Annotated in this window: 10 protein-coding genes, 2 pseudogenes and 1 other annotated feature; of the genes and pseudogenes, 8 read left to right on the forward strand and 4 right to left on the reverse strand. The window is 36.0% G+C overall.

Annotation, left to right across the window (positions count from 1 at the left end):
- Positions 1-26 precede the first annotated feature (26 nt).
- Positions 27-734 (reverse strand): IS6 family transposase, encoded by a 708-nt coding sequence (locus AC1M36_RS24185; RefSeq protein WP_479846286.1) that lies wholly within the window; start codon positions 732-734, stop codon positions 27-29.
- A 254-nt stretch (positions 735-988) separates the two neighbouring features.
- Positions 989-3,475: pseudogene (locus AC1M36_RS24190) on the reverse strand (bifunctional cytochrome P450/NADPH--P450 reductase); the annotation flags it as partial.
- Between the two features lie 90 nt (positions 3,476-3,565).
- Here AC1M36_RS24190 and AC1M36_RS24195 point away from each other — a divergent pair.
- From AC1M36_RS24195 to AC1M36_RS24205, 3 genes are all read left to right on the forward strand, one after another.
- On the forward strand, positions 3,566-4,273 hold the full coding sequence (locus AC1M36_RS24195; RefSeq protein WP_479846286.1) for an IS6 family transposase: 708 nt from the start codon (positions 3,566-3,568) through the stop codon (positions 4,271-4,273).
- Positions 4,274-4,515: 242 nt separating this feature from the next.
- Positions 4,516-5,082, forward strand: a complete 567-nt coding sequence (locus tag AC1M36_RS24200) for a TetR/AcrR family transcriptional regulator (protein ID WP_141525305.1) — start codon at positions 4,516-4,518, stop codon at positions 5,080-5,082.
- A gap of 57 nt (positions 5,083-5,139) precedes the next feature.
- Complete coding sequence (locus AC1M36_RS24205; protein WP_336454336.1) at positions 5,140-6,996, forward strand: alpha/beta fold hydrolase; 1,857 nt, start codon at positions 5,140-5,142, stop codon at positions 6,994-6,996.
- Between the two features lie 133 nt (positions 6,997-7,129).
- On the opposite strand, the gene tnpB is transcribed toward AC1M36_RS24205, so the two are convergent.
- Entirely contained in the window at positions 7,130-8,257 is a 1,128-nt protein-coding gene (gene tnpB / locus AC1M36_RS24210) for an IS200/IS605 family element RNA-guided endonuclease TnpB (RefSeq protein WP_479846288.1), read from the reverse strand.
- Between the two features lie 423 nt (positions 8,258-8,680).
- Positions 8,681-9,506: pseudogene (proC, locus tag AC1M36_RS24215) on the reverse strand (pyrroline-5-carboxylate reductase).
- 276 nt (positions 9,507-9,782) lie between these two features.
- Positions 9,783-9,995 (forward strand) — a binding site (T-box leader).
- A gap of 83 nt (positions 9,996-10,078) precedes the next feature.
- Here proC and proB point away from each other — a divergent pair.
- The 5 genes from proB (at position 10,079) to AC1M36_RS24240 (ending at position 16,340) form a co-directional block, all read left to right on the forward strand.
- Entirely contained in the window at positions 10,079-11,233 is a 1,155-nt protein-coding gene (proB, locus tag AC1M36_RS24220; RefSeq protein ID WP_420792388.1) for a glutamate 5-kinase, read from the forward strand.
- Positions 11,234-11,398: 165 nt separating this feature from the next.
- The gene (locus tag AC1M36_RS24225) at positions 11,399-12,646 is read left to right on the forward strand and encodes a glutamate-5-semialdehyde dehydrogenase (protein ID WP_336454511.1); all 1,248 of its coding nucleotides are present in this window, start codon (positions 11,399-11,401) and stop codon (positions 12,644-12,646) included.
- Positions 12,647-12,730: 84 nt separating this feature from the next.
- Positions 12,731-13,339: a dihydrodipicolinate synthase family protein gene (locus AC1M36_RS24230; protein ID WP_336454512.1), complete on the forward strand. Its 609-nt coding sequence runs from the start codon at positions 12,731-12,733 to the stop codon at positions 13,337-13,339.
- Between the two features lie 417 nt (positions 13,340-13,756).
- Positions 13,757-14,749 (forward strand): DUF4046 domain-containing protein, encoded by a 993-nt coding sequence (locus tag AC1M36_RS24235; protein WP_336454513.1) that lies wholly within the window; start codon positions 13,757-13,759, stop codon positions 14,747-14,749.
- Positions 14,750-15,095: 346 nt separating this feature from the next.
- Entirely contained in the window at positions 15,096-16,340 is a 1,245-nt protein-coding gene (locus tag AC1M36_RS24240) for an NAD(P)-dependent malic enzyme (RefSeq protein ID WP_336454514.1), read from the forward strand.
- The last annotated feature ends 74 nt before the right edge of the window (positions 16,341-16,414 follow it).

A 16,414-nucleotide genomic window follows, 5' to 3' on the forward strand; every position in this document is an offset into this window, starting at 1 on the left:
ACCTGCATAGACTGTTCCATGGTAGATTATGATGCAATTCCAAATAATTTATGTATGAATCTAACTTCATTTTGGGCAGACTTCACCTGTAAGTGAAGTTGTCCTTTTTTCATCATATGCATGGCTTCAACACCACTCAATATAGAGATTGCTGTTTTAAATGACTTTAATCCTAACATAGAACGAACTCGTTTTTTAATAAATCGGTGGTCTTGTTCCACTATATTATTGAGATATTTAACTTGCCTTAGTTGTATGCCTTCAGGCATATGTTTCTCTTCTTTCAACTCTTGAATCGCTACAGGATAGGCAAGGTTCTTATCTACAGTTATCACGCGAGGTTTAGAAACATACGAAAAAGCCAAGGCTTTCTTGAAAAAGCGCTTGGCTGCTTGCTTATCTCTTGATTTACTTAGATAAAAATCAATTGTATTCCCCTCTGAATCAACTGCACGATATAAGTACATCCATTGACCTTTTACTTTAATATAAGTTTCATCGACTCTCCACGAATCATTTGTTAATTTAAGATGATGTCGTACTTTCTCTTCTAATTGAGGTCCATATTGATGAACCCAACGCATAATGGTGGTGTGAGCCATTGATAATCCTCTTTCCTCCATCATTTCTACCAGGTTACGGAAGCTCAAATTGTACCGTAGGTACCACCTTACCGTTAATAAGATTAGTTCAGGCTGATAATGTTTCCATTTAAACAAATTTTCCTTTTCCATACTGATCACACCTTTTTTAGATTCATACTATCAGTATGTCCAAGTTTAGGAGATTACTTGCAAGAGCCTTGAATTTTTTGCACCAGAACCTTTTTTTCTTTTTCTACAAGATCAGTCCGATTTATTTAAAAACAGGAAAACCCCGTATTCAATAAAAAATACGGGGTTTTTATAAATCAGTTTATTTTGTTTAAAGTAACACTTAGTCGAAAGAAGTTCATGAGTTAAATATTACTTATCTAATTAAGAAGCATTTAGATTCCAGCCCAAACATCTTTTCCGTATCGCCCTTCATGTTGCAAATGATCCAACCAATTCCTTGCCTCTTGTTCACTGACTTCATGAATTTCTTGATATGCTTGACAAAGGGTATCTTCTACATCCGGAGCCATTTTACTTCCATCACCACATATATAAAGATGAGCTCCATTATCTAATAACGAAATTAAATTGATTCTATCTTGTTTTATTAAATGCTGTACATATGTTTTGGGATATCCTTCTAATCGAGAAAAAGCTGTGTGTAAAGAGATTAATCCATCTCTTTCATCATTTTCTAGTTCTGTACGATAGAGATAATCCTTTTCAGGATGACGACAACCAAAATATAGATGCGCTTGTCCTAAGTTAATACCTTTTTGCTTTTGAACACGACGCGCTTGTAAGAATCCACGGAATGGTGCAATTCCAGTACCTGGCCCAACCATGATAATTGGTGTTTCTGGATTTTCAGGTAATTGAAAGTTTGATTGTGGCGTTCGAATGAAACAGATAATCTCATCTTTATTATGACGCTGAGCTAAATAATTAGAAGCGACTCCTTCATATGTCCCTTGCCCGCTCCATGCAGGCGCATTAACAACACCGACCGTAATACTCAGACGATCCTGTGCAACGAGTGGAGAGCTTGAAATTGAATAGTAACGCGGTTTGAGCGCAGGAAGAAGTTCTAAAAAGCGTTCAAATCGGATTTCACAAGCCTCATACTTTTCAAGAAGAGCCAACATTGAAATACGTTTCTTTAATATTTGTTCATGATAAACTCCTTCTTCCAATAATGATTCCAATTCCCTTTTATGAGGAGGGCATGCTGTGAATGCCACCATTTCTCGTATTTGTGCTCGAGTGGCTGCTTCTTGAACTTCGACACTATAACTAAGAAGGTCAAATAAACTAACAGGACTGTCTAAAGGTATGTGATTTACACTACGCCCACTTGCGCTCAATATGACTTGATCCTTCCCGTTTAATCCAAAGCGTTTTAAAATTCGGTTGACATTTTTCTGGCTATTAATTGGCAGCACCCCAAGGTGATCTCCTTCTTGATACGTAGCGCCTTCTGGTAAGGATATCTCGATATGTCGAGTGCTTCTATCACTGCTGGATGATTGGAGTTCACGATTTTCCAATACAGATGCATAAACAGCTTCATATGTTCGCGCAAGAGGAGATCCTCCAAGACGACTGACAAATTGCAGACTCAAAGTACTGCGTTCTTTTTCCATATTTTTGTTGAGTTCCAATCCAAATGCCCTCATCGCATCAGACCACATGCTTTGTTTCCATTGCTCGAGCTGTTCCTCGAAATCACCACTTGCATCCGCTTCTCCACGTGTAGAAAATCTTGTTGCTCCTTTTTGAGCCATCTGCTCATCAATGTATCTTGGAATCCGCTGATAGGTACTAGCCCAATTATGATCTCCACAACCAAAAACTGCGTATTGAACACCTTTTAGCTCATCCGGTTTTAATTCCTCCAACCACTGTACAAACTGCTCTGCATTACTTGGCGGCTTTCCATTATAAGAAGAAGTTACGATAAGAACTGCTCCTTCTTTTGGCAAACTTCCAATTCGATCGTTAAGAGCCATCACTTCCGTTTGAACACCTTCTAAACTAGCTGTATCTGCTAGTTCTCTTGCAATTCCTTCTGCTACCCCTGTATCCGATCCATACAGAACAAGAAGCGAAAGATTATCGGCTCCAATAATAGAAGGAGTCTTCTGAACGTGCTGTTCAATTTCATGGTTTTTCAGCTTCTCCTCTATAGGTGCAAGAACAGTAGGATGGCTGATAGTTTGATTTCGGGGTAGAATCTGAATCTTAAAATCACCGGGCTTTAGCGTTAATGTTTGTTTTACGTCCAGCTGATAGTCTTGATAATCAATTAATTCAAAATGTTGAAGAAGCATTCCCATTACGAGAGTGGCTTCATGAAGTGCAAACTGCATACCGATACATGCTCGCTGGCCATTTCCAAATGGCTTATAAGCATGATGAGGAACTTTATCTGGATCTTCAAATCGTTCAGGTTGGAATTCTTCTACATTGTCTCCCCATGCGTCTTTATCCCTATGTAGTTGTGGAATAAGAACAGAAATACGATCTTCTCCTTTCTTAATTGGGTATTTCCCACCAATCACTGTATCTTCTTTTGCATAGAGACTGAATGCTGGAGCAGTAGGCCATAGACGTAGCGATTCATTTAAAATCATCCGTATATACTTAAGTTTCATCACTTGTTGGTATGTTGGAGTAGGATCTGTCAATACCCGATCTACTTCTTCATAGGCTTTTTTCAACTTATCCGGATTCTTTAATAAAAAGTAAATTGCAAAAGATAACAATCCACTTGTTGTCTCGTGCCCAGCTATTAAAAAAGTGATAATTTGGAAACGAATATTTTCATCATCCAATTTTTCACTAGTTTCTGGATCCTGCACATTTAACATACGGGAAAGGGTTCTGGTGCAAAAAATTCAAGGCTCTTGCAAGTAATCTCCTAAACTTGGACATACTGATAGTATGAATCTAAAAAAGGTGTGATCAGTATGGAAAAGGAAAATTTGTTTAAATGGAAACATTATCAGCCTGAACTAATCTTATTAACGGTAAGGTGGTACCTACGGTACAATTTGAGCTTCCGTAACCTGGTAGAAATGATGGAGGAAAGAGGATTATCAATGGCTCACACCACCATTATGCGTTGGGTTCATCAATATGGACCTCAATTAGAAGAGAAAGTACGACATCATCTTAAATTAACAAATGATTCGTGGAGAGTCGATGAAACTTATATTAAAGTAAAAGGTCAATGGATGTACTTATATCGTGCAGTTGATTCAGAGGGGAATACAATTGATTTTTATCTAAGTAAATCAAGAGATAAGCAAGCAGCCAAGCGCTTTTTCAAGAAAGCCTTGGCTTTTTCGTATGTTTCTAAACCTCGCGTGATAACTGTAGATAAGAACCTTGCCTATCCTGTAGCGATTCAAGAGTTGAAAGAAGAGAAACATATGCCTGAAGGCATACAACTAAGGCAAGTTAAATATCTCAATAATATAGTGGAACAAGACCACCGATTTATTAAAAAACGAGTTCGTTCTATGTTAGGATTAAAGTCATTTAAAACAGCAATCTCTATATTGAGTGGTGTTGAAGCCATGCATATGATGAAAAAAGGACAACTTCACTTACAGGTGAAGTCTGCCCAAAATGAAGTTAGATTCATACATAAATTATTTGGAATTGCATCATAATCTACCATGGAACAGTCTATGCAGGTTTCTATGCCTCTATCAAATGATTTTTGCACCAGAACCGACGATAGTGAATTAACAATTTCAGGGTTCAGTTCAACTTTATTCAAAATAAGATTTTTTTGCATTAAAATCAATGTTAGTGGAACTTTTTTAGTTAAACTTTTTTTCTAAATTAACATAAATACTTGCAATATTTAAATTAGTACTATATAGTTCTAGTTATGACAAAGGTAAAATTAATGAATCAAAAACGTGTGATTGAAGTAGCTGCAACATTATTTTTAGAAAAAGGGTTTGCTTATACAAGTATGGATGAATTAGTACGTGTAAGCAAAGTTTCAAAGTCTAATGTGTATTATCACTTTTCTAATAAGGAAGTATTATTAGAAGGGGTCGTTGATTATTGGATTGAAATGTATCAATCTGCAATTGATGACGTACTTTCTCAGAACCAATTTTTAGTTGAAGATCGTATCCAACTGTTTTTAAAGCAATTATCACAAGGAGTTCAGTCGAGAGAGTATAAGGGGAGCTGTCCATTTATTACTCTTTATATTCAAAGTCCTAAACAGGCCACGCAAATAAAAGAAAAAATAGGCCTTTTTTTTACAGAATTACAAAAGAAAGTTTCTCTATTACTTAAACAAGGGGTAGAGAATGGAGAATTCAGAAATACGATTAATATTGATGAGGTTGCATCACTTTTTATTACAAATCTTGAAGGAGCGTTATTTATTTCAGAAACATTGAAGGATGCAACTGTAATCACGAAAACAGCAGATCATTTTTTAAAATTGCTTCGATAAAAGAAGCTTTTTTTTACATCAAATTAGTACTAAATAGTACTAAAAAGGAGATTTTATATGAGAACAGTATTTTTAATTGGTGGAACAGGCTTTATTGGAAAGCAATTAGTGAAAGAATTAGCCAAAGAGGATGTTAAAATTCTTCTTTTAGTGAGGTCGAAAAGTAAAGCAACACGCCTTTTTCAAGAAAGAGGCATCTTAAAAAAGGCAGTTATGCACTTTATTGAAGGTGATTTGACGAAAATAGATTTAGGTCTAAGTGCTGAAGATAAGGAGAGGGTATTGAAAACGGATGTGATTATTCACGCAGGAGGCCCCATGGATATTCAAGTGACAAGTAAAGAGGCAGCTTCCGTATTTTTAAATGGCGCCAAACATATTAGTGAATTAGCTAAAAGTATTCATCAATTGAAGGGCTTGCAACAATTTATTCATGTTGTAGGTTATATGAGTCCCTTTGATGATAAAAATAGCAAGATTGCAATTGATGTGTTTAAAGAAGGAAACAATTATTTGAAAATAAAAAATCCATATGAGAGAACAAAATTTTTAGCAGATCTTTATATCCGTCACCAGGCATCAGCAGTAGGTTATCCGCTTTCTGTAATTAATCCCCCAACTGTAGTCGGTAGTAGTAAAACAGGGAGTACAGAGCAGATAGCAGGATTAGGTTTGCTTGTGATGAGTATACGAAGAGGGCTCATGCCAGTGATTCCTGGAGGTAAGGGATATAGGTTACCACTTATTTCAAACGATGAGCTTGCGAAGTTTATTGTGCAGGTTTTCAGATTGGAGCAACCGACTATTCAAACATATACACTTGTTGAAGACAAACAGCACGATCAGAACATTGCTGAATTATTAAGTATTATGTCGGAAAGTATGAATATGAGGGCACCAAAAATCTCTGTCCCAATGCCACTTATGACAGCAATTATGAATAGTGGAGTAAGTAAAATAACAAAAATTCCTTCTGATGGACTGAATTTTATTACAAAACGAAAATTTTCAAATGTTTCAGCGAAAAAAATTATGGGAGGAGATTGGTTTAAGAAGACGAGTGTAATGAAATTTTTCCCTGCCGTAGTAGCTGATCTGGATTATCGAATGATGTATCAAAATGGCCAGCATAATCATTTATTTAAACGAACATTATGCGATAACACTACCCTTTACCAATTACAAGGAGAGGGTAAACCGTTTATTTTATTACATGGTTTATTGAGTGATGGAGAGGATTTATTTCCTTTAGCACAAGAGCTTCATGAAAAAACTGGTCAACCTGTATGGATCTTGGATCTTCCAGGTTTGGGACGTTCTCCTTTTAAACAAGAGAAAAATCTTCTAGATATCTATTTGAATGTAGTGAAAAAGTTATTGGAGAAAGCTACTAATGGTGCACATCTAATTGGCCATTCATTCGGTGCGTTTATTCTTCTGGAAGCATTGGTACAAGAGTACATAGATAAGAAGTATTCAATCACTTTACTTCAGCCACCAGTTGTTAAAAAAAATGCTAAATCGCTAAATGTTCCTCAATTTATGAACAAATGGATATTAAAACTGGCAACTACTAATTTGATAGGGCGATATTTATTAAGTAATGGTTTGTTTGAAAGTATGGAGAGTATCCCTGAACATTATATTGAAAAAATAAGTAACAGTTTTACTTCTCCTAGAATTTTAAATACTACGGTTCAGCTTAACAGTTTACTACTGAAAAACGATCAAGGTGATTTCAATGAAGTAACAAAGTATAATCTTCACATTATTTGGGGGGATTATGACAGAGGCTATTCTGCTCCATCACATCTTGGTAAGGTTGATTTTGTTCCATATGGCCATCATTTTCCTCTTAGCCATCCGAGTGAAACGGCAACATTAGTAATAAAAAATAGTAATACTAGCAGATGAGAGTGTGGGATAAATAAAAAGTGTGTAGTAAGATCGTTGTGTCTTTGAATTGAACTACTCACCACTTAACGTCCTTACGGACTGTTTGAAGTGGGAGATTCCTAAGTACAGAGTTCTATCGAACTTTAATGGATTAGGCTATCCCCGTAGTTCCTACGGTTAAGAGACGAATTGCTTCGTTTCTCAGGTTGATCGCTGCATTCCTATCTCTATCGTGATGTGTGCCACAAGAAGAGCAATTCCACTCACGAATTATTAGATTTTTAACGTTTTTATTCTTGTATCCACAATTGGAACATAACTGACTAGAAGCAAATGTTTTAGATACCACAACAACTTGTTTGCCATACCATTTTGCTTTATATTCCAACATCGTTCGAAATTGTGACCAAGATACTTCACTAATTGCTTTTGCAAGCTTTCCATTTTTGAGCAGGTTACTGACTTGTAAGTTTTCTATACCGATGACATCGTGGTTTTTGATGATTTCAGTAGAGAGTTTATGTAAGTAATCAGCTCTTGCATTGGCAATATGTTCATGGATTCTTGCAACTTTCACACGCTGCTTGTTCCAGTTCGAAGAACCTTTCGTTCTTCTGGAAAGGATACGCTGTGCTTTTGCTAACTTTTCTTCTAATATATGGAAGAATTTAGGGTTCTTGTATGTTGTTCCATCAGAAAGAATAGCAAAATCTTTTAACCCAACGTCCATTCCACAAGTGGATTCCGTTTTAAGCATTTCTTGTATCTCTGTTTCGACAAGGATAGATACAAAGTATGTACCACTTGGGTTACGTCGAATCGTTGCATTTAGAATACGACCTTCTACTTCACGACTTTTGGCAAAGCGAACAAGGCCAAGTTTCGGTAATTTCATTTTGTTACCTACAATCGCAATATTGCCGTTCGTTTGCTTGGTTGTGTAGGATTGAACCTTATTGTTTTTAGATTTGAATTGTGGAATATCATTTTGTTTCTTGAAAAAACGCGAAAAAGCATCTGCGAGGTTTTTTAATGTGGATTGAAGAGCAATACTATCTACTTCTTTTAACCAAAGTGTATCCTGTTGCTTTTTTAATTGAGTAAGCTCGGCAGAGCAAGAAGGATAGGTTAATCCTTTTCCTGTCTCTTTATAGGTGTCATTCCAGAGAGCAAGAAAATGGTTAAATACAAAGCGACTGCAACCGATAGTTTTAGCAATTAATATTTCTTGTACCTTATTTGGATAGATACGAAATTTATATGCCTGATTTACTAACATGGGTTGCACCTCACTTTTTTCGTAGGATACCTACAGTATACTAAAAAAAGTAGGCTTACGCCTACCGACATTCATCTCCCACCTAAAATTGGTGTTTTCACACCTTCACATTTTTGAGGAAGGAGTCTTCTGTCGGAAAACGATAAAATCGTACTGTTTGGGGTCCCACTTCATCACCATCAAGCTAATATTTTCACATCCCCCTAAATTAAAATTTTCTTTCTCTACAGATAGCAATTCTGAGAAGCCGCTCATTTTTTCGTTTTGGGGGCATTTCTTTTTCTTAAGTTGATGGATGTGTGGTACTACCCCTATATAAAAGAAAAAGATAAAATGGACAAATTCAAATAGGGATGAATTTGTCCATTTTGTTTGCTATTGATAGTGAGACATAATGTAAGTCAAATGTGATAAACTTAGTTTTTACTCTTTAGTGAGACTGGATAATTCAACAGATTTTTGAGTACAACGTTTCATAGCTGAAATGATAGCTGTTCTTAAACCTTTTTCCTCTAATGTTGCTACAGCTTCTATTGTCGTTCCACCTGGAGAACAAACCATATCCTTTAATGCACCTGGATGTATTCCCGTTTCCAATACCATTTTTGCAGAACCTAATACAGCTTGAGCTGCGAATTTATAGGCTTGATTTCTTGGCATATCATCTATCATCTAGCACAGCAGCATCTGCCATGGCTTCTATAAACATATATACATATGCTGGAGAAGAACCACTAATAGATGTTACAACATCCATTAATTTTTCACTTACTATCTCTGCCTGACCAAAACTATTAAATATATTGAGTATCTCTTCTAAATCTCTTTCTGCAACCATTTCATTGGAACATAACGCAGACATTCCTTCTCCAACAAGAGCAGGTGTATTAGGCATTACTCTTACAACCTTTAACTTTTTCCCGAAAGCATTCTCAGTACTCTTAATACTTTTTCCTGCAGCAATAGTTACGACTATCACATCGGTTTTTATCTGTTCTTTTATTTGGTTAATTACGGATAAATATAGATCTGGTTTGATTGATAAAATTAAAATGTCAGCATTCTTAGCTACTTCATTGTTGTCAGTAGTTGTAGTTATGTCATATTTTTCACTAGCATTTTTTAAATTAATGATGTTTAAATCTGAACAAATTATTTTATCCGGAGAAACTATATTTTTATTAATCATCCCACCTATCATAGCGATACCCATGTTTCCGCATCCGATGAATCCTATTTGTTTGTCCATAATATCTCGATCTTGCTCCTTTTATAATAAATTATATCAGTTTGAAGTTATTATTTTGAAAAAATTAAAAATATCCCATGCAATATAAAAAAACATTTTAAGAGAGTGCATTGTTTTTTGCAATACAAAAAATATATAGAAATCGGTTTTATTCTGTACGAAACGCGTATATTCTAAATAATTTAAGCTAAGGGCTTTTTAGAAAATTTCTTTATTTAATAAAAACGCCTCTTGACATAAAAATGCATTATATTACATAATGTATAAAAATCAAATTGAAAATCGTTGAAGGGAACTAGTACATATGTCTTCTTGCGAAAGAGAGTGGAATTCACTGGCTGAAAGATTCCTCGTATAGAAAGTATCGAACCTATCCCTGAGTCTTAAACGAAAGTTTAAGCGTATGCCTTCGTTACAGGTGTTAAGCGGATATATATATTTATATCAATGAAGGTGGTACCGCGGAACAATGACCGTTTCGTCCTTTTTTAGGGCGGAGTGGTCATTTTTATTTTGCCCTTTGTTGCTAGATAGCCAGTATTCATTAGGGAATTCTTTGCTAAATAACATGTATAGAAGCTAATTTTGCAAAAAACTTTGAATTTAGACTAGGAGGTACAAAAGTGAAAAAACAACGAATTGTTGTGAAGATTGGAAGTAGTTCTTTGGCAGCTAATCATGGTGGAATCTCTGAAGAACAGCTTTCAGATCACGTTGCTGCTTTGGCGCGACTGAAACAGGAAGGACATGAAGTGTTGCTAATTACATCTGGGGCTGTCGCTGCAGGTTTTTCCGCTCTAGGGTATCCTAGCCGACCTGTGACAATAAAAGGAAAACAGGCTGCCGCGGCTGTTGGGCAAAGTCTGTTAATGCAGGCGTATACGGAAGAATTCCATAAATATGAGATCGTTACTGCGCAACTCTTGCTGACGAGAAGTGATTTCTCCAGAAAAGAACAATACAGTAATGCCTACGCCACTTTAGGGGAGCTACTAAATCGTTCCGCTCTTCCTATAATCAATGAAAATGATTCTATTTCTTTAGAGGAGCTGACATTTGGTGATAATGACATGTTGTCTGCTTTAGTAAGCGGGCTTGTATCAGCTGATATGCTCATAATTTTTACAGATGTGAACGGTTTGTATGACCGAAATCCTCAAAAAAATCCGGGTGCAAAAAAATATTACTTTCTCCCTGAAGTTACGGAAGAAATCGCTGCTCTTGCTGGAGATGCTGGATCAAAACTTGGAACTGGCGGAATGAAATCGAAAATCGATGCTGCAAAGACCGCACTATCACTTGGAGTGAGTGTATTCATCGGAACAGGGCGTGGACAGGAGAAGTTTTTAGATGTTTTGAAGGGGAAAGGTGACGGAACGTACATCGGTAATGCTCCTCAAAAAGTGATCAAGATGAACAAGCAATGGATTGCGCTACATTCTGTTGTCAGCGGACAAATCGAAGTGGATGCCGGAGCAGCCGCTGCCATCATTCAGCATGGAAAAAGTCTTCTCCCTGCCGGTGTTACCAATGTGTCTGGGTTCTTTCAAGCAGGCAAAGTCGTTGAGGTCATCACACAACAAGGACGCGTCATAGGGAAAGGACAATGTAGATATAGTGCAGAGGAATTACAAGATATAAAAGGTATGCAGAGTCACGACATTCAAGTTCAAGACGAAAGACATAGCTATGAAGTCATTCATAGGGATAATTGGGTTTCATTTTAAGAGTAGAGAGGATTCGTTCAAGTGAAGAGAACAGAGTCCTCCGTCTTAAATCTGCTTGATTCACCTAATATCTATGTAGAAGAGTCTTGGATGGTAGGGCCAAGTTGTCAGAGTTAAACACGCTTCAAGTTTTATATTTTAAATCTTTAAAAGGAGGAAATGAAAATGAACGAAGTGTTGGAAAAGGGACAAAAAGCGAAAAAGATTGCTGGAGAACTTGTACTCAAATCCACTAATCAAAAAAACAAGGCACTTGCGGCGATTGCTGAGCAATTGATAGTAGAGACACCCTATATTTTGAAGGAGAACAAACGAGATATCGAAGAAGGTAAAGCGAAAGGAATGTCTGCTTCTATACTTGACCGCCTAATGCTGAATGAACAGCGCATTATTGATATGACAGAGGGTATCCGGCAGCTGATTGATTTGCGTGATCCTGTTGGAGAATGTGTAACCGCATGGGAACGGCCGAATGGATTGTCTATTCAGGAGATGCGTGTGCCACTAGGTGTTGTCGGGATGATTTACGAGGCGCGACCGAACGTAACAGTTGATGCGGCCACAATTTGCTTAAAAACAGGAAACGCAGTGATTTTGCGTGGTAGTTCTTCCGCTACTTATTCTAACAAAGCCATCGTTGCTGTCATTCACCGAGCGCTCAAACAATCGAGCTTGCCTCCAGAAAGCGTACAGCTCATTGAAGATACGTCAAGAGATGGCGCAAAGCAGCTGTTTACATTAAACGAGTACTTGGATGTTCTTATCCCAAGAGGTGGCAAGCAGCTAATAGATACTGTAGTGAGAGAAGCGTCTGTTCCTGTATTAGAAACAGGTGCGGGAAATTGTCACATTTTCATTGATGAAACAGCGAATAAACAAATGGCATTTGATATTATCATAAACGCCAAAACGCAGCGTCCATCTGTATGTAATGCAATTGAAACGATTATACTTCATGAGAAGTGGGCGCAGCGATTTGGTACCGAGCTCTTTTCTTCCTTAAAGGAAAGAGGAGTGGAGTTGCATGGGGATAAGAAGGTATTGGTAATGGATTCCTCTATTGTAACTGCTTCAGAAGAAGACTGGGGAAGAGAATTTTTGTCTCTCACGCTAGCAGTCAAAATTGTCTCCTCTGTTGAAGAAGCGATTGACCACATCAATACTTATGGATCCATGCATTCCGAAGCGATTATTACAGAGAACGAGGAAAACGTCAGCAAGTTTTTCACGTCCGTCGATGCCGCGGCGCTCTACCATAATGCTTCGACTCGCTTTACTGACGGTTTTGAATTTGGCTTCGGCGCAGAAATCGGTATCAGCACACAAAAGCTGCACGTGCGGGGACCGATGGGTCTGTCTGCATTGACTTCCACAAAATATGTGATTCGTGGGAATGGACAGATTCGGATATAAGAAATAGAAGGACAGAGGCAAAGTAAAGAGGGGGCTTTGCCTCTTTAATAGACATAAAAAGACTATTATTAGTGATGCGATGTTTTGTTTGGTGTCTCAGCTACAAGAACAAGTGATGCGATAAAGCTTATTCAAGCAATTGAAAAGTCTGTCTTCGATATAATTCTGCTTGATTTTCCACCCTATATTCAACCAACACAACAACAGGCAATTTTCTATGTTAATGAATTGTTTAAGCATACGACTAAAAAAGTTGTTCTTTATAATAACCCTTTTCGAACTGGTTTTGACTTACGGACTGAATCTCTTAATATTCTTATTACACAACACTCTAATCTTATTGGGCTTAAAGAGGAGGGCGATATTAATCGTTATAAAAATACAAAACTACCTGATGATTTTATTTTGTTTGCTGGAGGAGATATCAATTTCATAGAAAAGATAAATAATGGATGTAATGGGCTTTCTAGTATGGTAGGGAATGTTTATCCCAAAGAAATCAAGCAAGCGTTCAATAACTTGTTAATGAATAGGCCGGTTGACCACTATAAGATAAAACAATTAATTGATGAAGTTACATATCATCAAACTATTATGAATATAAAACAACATTATAATAATCTTGGTATAAAAGTAGGAACTTGCCGGGCACCTATTAACACTTATAAGGGAACAGTCGTTCAAATAGTATAATCAAACAAATTCTTACTACCAAAAGTCAAAATCTATTGCTGGCATCGTTGCCGTGTAAAATTCTTATCAAGCACAATCGTTTCAATAATTTGTGCTTTTAAAAAATTACAGAAGATAGACTTTTTGAAAAATACCTTTCATTGTACATTAATATACGTCAATAATCTCATTGAGCAAGAACCTTAGTTACAAAAATTTTAATTTAAAAATTTTTGTAACTTTTTGTTTTTTTATGTCATCTTTATTATAAATTAAAAAAATGATTCTATTAAATTTTTGTTCTTTCTTCATCATATGCATCGCTTCTACTCCATAAAGTAAATAGCAGCAATTAATAAGGGCGTTTTATTTTGCATTAGGGAAGAAAGGGGTATCGCCACATGTCCTTTACTAGTTTAAATGGGAGAAAGTTTTGAAGTGCAAACAAGAGCAGTGAAAATAGAGGAAATCTATCAAGAAGTATTAGACGGTAAAAGAAGTAGGTTCCCAGCGAATACATGGAAAGAAGATGACAATAGAGATCTATCTAGAAGAGTAACAAAATATTTAATTGAAACAATTTTAAAGTGGAATGAAGAGGATATTAAACAAAAATGGAATACGCCTTTAATTATAAAATATCGACTACTCGGTGCGCTCAAACATGGTTATGATAACAGTCCATACAAAATGATTGAAGACTTATATCCCAATAGATTTAAAGAGTGGGAGTTTAGTATGACACCTTTAAATTTTTGGACTAAAGAAAAAGCTCTTGAAGTATTAAAATGGACTATTGAAGAAAAAGAACAGCTAAGTAAAGTACAACTACTAAAGATATACGGAAAAAAATGGGTAAAAGAAAATAAACTCAGTGCACCATTAGTTATGTATTGGAATGGTAGCCCTTATGCAATGATAAACGCTTTATATCCTAATAAATTTAAAGAATGGGAATTTAGTATGACTCCTAACAAGTTTTGGACCAAAGATAAAGCATTAGAGGCACTAAGATGGACTATTGAAACGAAAGAAAAGTTAACTCCTGCTCAATTATTACAAGTTTACAGTGTAAAATGGCTAACTATTCATAAATTAATCTCTCCTTGTCAGATATTATGGAAGAACAGTCCGTACTCTATGCTCAATGAATTATATCCGGGTCAAAATAAAGAATGGGAATTTAAATTTACACCTACCGGATTTTGGACCGAAAAAAAAGCATTAGAGGCGCTGAAATGGACTATTGAAGAAAAGGAAAAACTAACAGAGGAGCAATTACTATCTACATACACACAAAGGTGGTTAATAAAACATAAATTATGGACGCCATTAAGAAGATATTGGAATGGTAGTCCATACGAGATGTTAAATGCTTTATACCCAAATCGCTATTCAAAAGATATGTTAAAAGGTTATAAAAATAAATAATGGTTACTAATACATAGGAATAAGCCAAAAGACCATCGCTATCAACCTGACGAAATTAAATACCTCAAAAATGAAAAATTTGAATCTATTAATACGGATTCAAAAAGAAATATTAATAAATTTTAAAACGTTAGTTTGTGTCTTCTTTTGTAGCTATCAATATAAACTGAAATTGAATTTTTAGAAGAATATGAAATAAATCAAAAAGAAATGATGATTATATTAGAAATCCCACGTATAGTCATAAACTATCAAGTTTAAGATAGAGGTAATAAAAAAGTTGATTTAAACAATTCCTAACTTAATTATAGGAAAATAAAAAATTTAATTATAGGAGCGAAATTATATGTCACCTTTACGCGATGAAGCATTAAAAATGCATAAAGAAAAGCAGGGTAAGATCGGTGTTTATCCTAAAGTTAAAGTGCAAAATTCGACAGATTTAAGTCTTGCTTACTCACCAGGCGTTGCTGAACCATGCTTAGAGATTTATAAAGATGAAAGTAAAGTATATGATTATACAATGAAAGGGAATCTCGTTGGAGTTATATCCGATGGAACTGCAGTACTAGGTCTTGGGAATATTGGGCCTAAAGCAGCTATGCCAGTAATGGAGGGAAAAGCTTTACTTTTCAAGTCATTTGCTGAGATTAATGCTTTTCCTATTTGTTTAAACACTAATAATCCAGATAAGATTGTTGAGGCTGTTAAATTATTAGAACCCAATTTTGGGGGGATAAATTTAGAAGACATTGCAGCACCTCAATGCTTTGAAATTGAAGAGCGCTTACGAAGATCCTGTGATATTCCTATTTTTCATGATGATCAACACGGTACAGCTATTGTAACTATTGCTGGCCTAATTAATGCTCTTAAGTTAGCAAGTAAAAAAATGGAAGATGCGCAGGTTGTTGTAAATGGCGCTGGTGCTGCTGGGATAGCTATTGTTAAGCTGTTACTTCATATGCATGTTAAAAATGTTATTTTGTGTGACACAAAAGGGATAATATATGAAAACCGACCTATTGGCATGAATACACTTAAAGAAGAAATAGCTCGTATTACCAACATAGAACAGAAGCGGGGAACATTAGCAGACGCTCTTAGTGGTGCTGATGTATTTATTGGGGTATCAGCTGCAGGTGTAGTTGATGAGGAAATGATTCGTTCTATGAATCATAATCCTATTATTTTTGCTATGGCTAACCCTACACCTGAAATTATGCCTAATAAAGCAAAAATGGCTGGTGCACTAGTAGTTGGTACAGGTCGTTCTGATTTTCCTAATCAAGTAAATAATGTACTAGCATTCCCCGGAGTTTTTCGTGGAGCTTTAGATGTACAAGCAAAAGAAATTAATGAAGAAATGAAGCTAGCAGCTGTTTATGCAATAGCTGAGTTAATTTCAGAAGAAGAGCTTCATGTAAACTATGTCATTCCAGATCCGTTTGATCCTAGAGTGGTGCCGCATGTGGCATATGCTGTTGCGCGTGCTGCAATGGAAACTGGTGTTTCAAGAAGAAATATCAGTATAGCTGAAATTAAAAACAATCTATTAAGATTATCAGAAGAGACAATTGTATTAAAATAAGTATTTGTCTTGAAAAAAGAAAATGTTATGGAGCAAAGATTGCATGTATTTGAAACAGGCTATCCCGAATGAGA

Source organism: Bacillus sp. Medicinal_06, from assembly GCF_056711665.1.

Bases quoted from the DNA above. Each gene is read 5' to 3' on its own strand.
- AC1M36_RS24200 (WP_141525305.1), top strand. From the start codon at position 4,516: ATGAATCAAAAACGTGTGATTGAAGTAGCTGCAACATTATTTTTAGAA.
- AC1M36_RS24185 (WP_479846286.1), bottom strand. From the start codon at position 734: ATGGAAAAGGAAAATTTGTTTAAATGGAAACATTATCAGCCTGAACTA.
- AC1M36_RS24205 (WP_336454336.1), top strand. From the start codon at position 5,140: ATGAGAACAGTATTTTTAATTGGTGGAACAGGCTTTATTGGAAAGCAA.
- AC1M36_RS24195 (WP_479846286.1), top strand. From the start codon at position 3,566: ATGGAAAAGGAAAATTTGTTTAAATGGAAACATTATCAGCCTGAACTA.
- tnpB (WP_479846288.1), bottom strand. From the start codon at position 8,257: ATGTTAGTAAATCAGGCATATAAATTTCGTATCTATCCAAATAAGGTA.
- AC1M36_RS24240 (WP_336454514.1), top strand. From the start codon at position 15,096: ATGTCACCTTTACGCGATGAAGCATTAAAAATGCATAAAGAAAAGCAG.
- AC1M36_RS24225 (WP_336454511.1), top strand. From the start codon at position 11,399: ATGAACGAAGTGTTGGAAAAGGGACAAAAAGCGAAAAAGATTGCTGGA.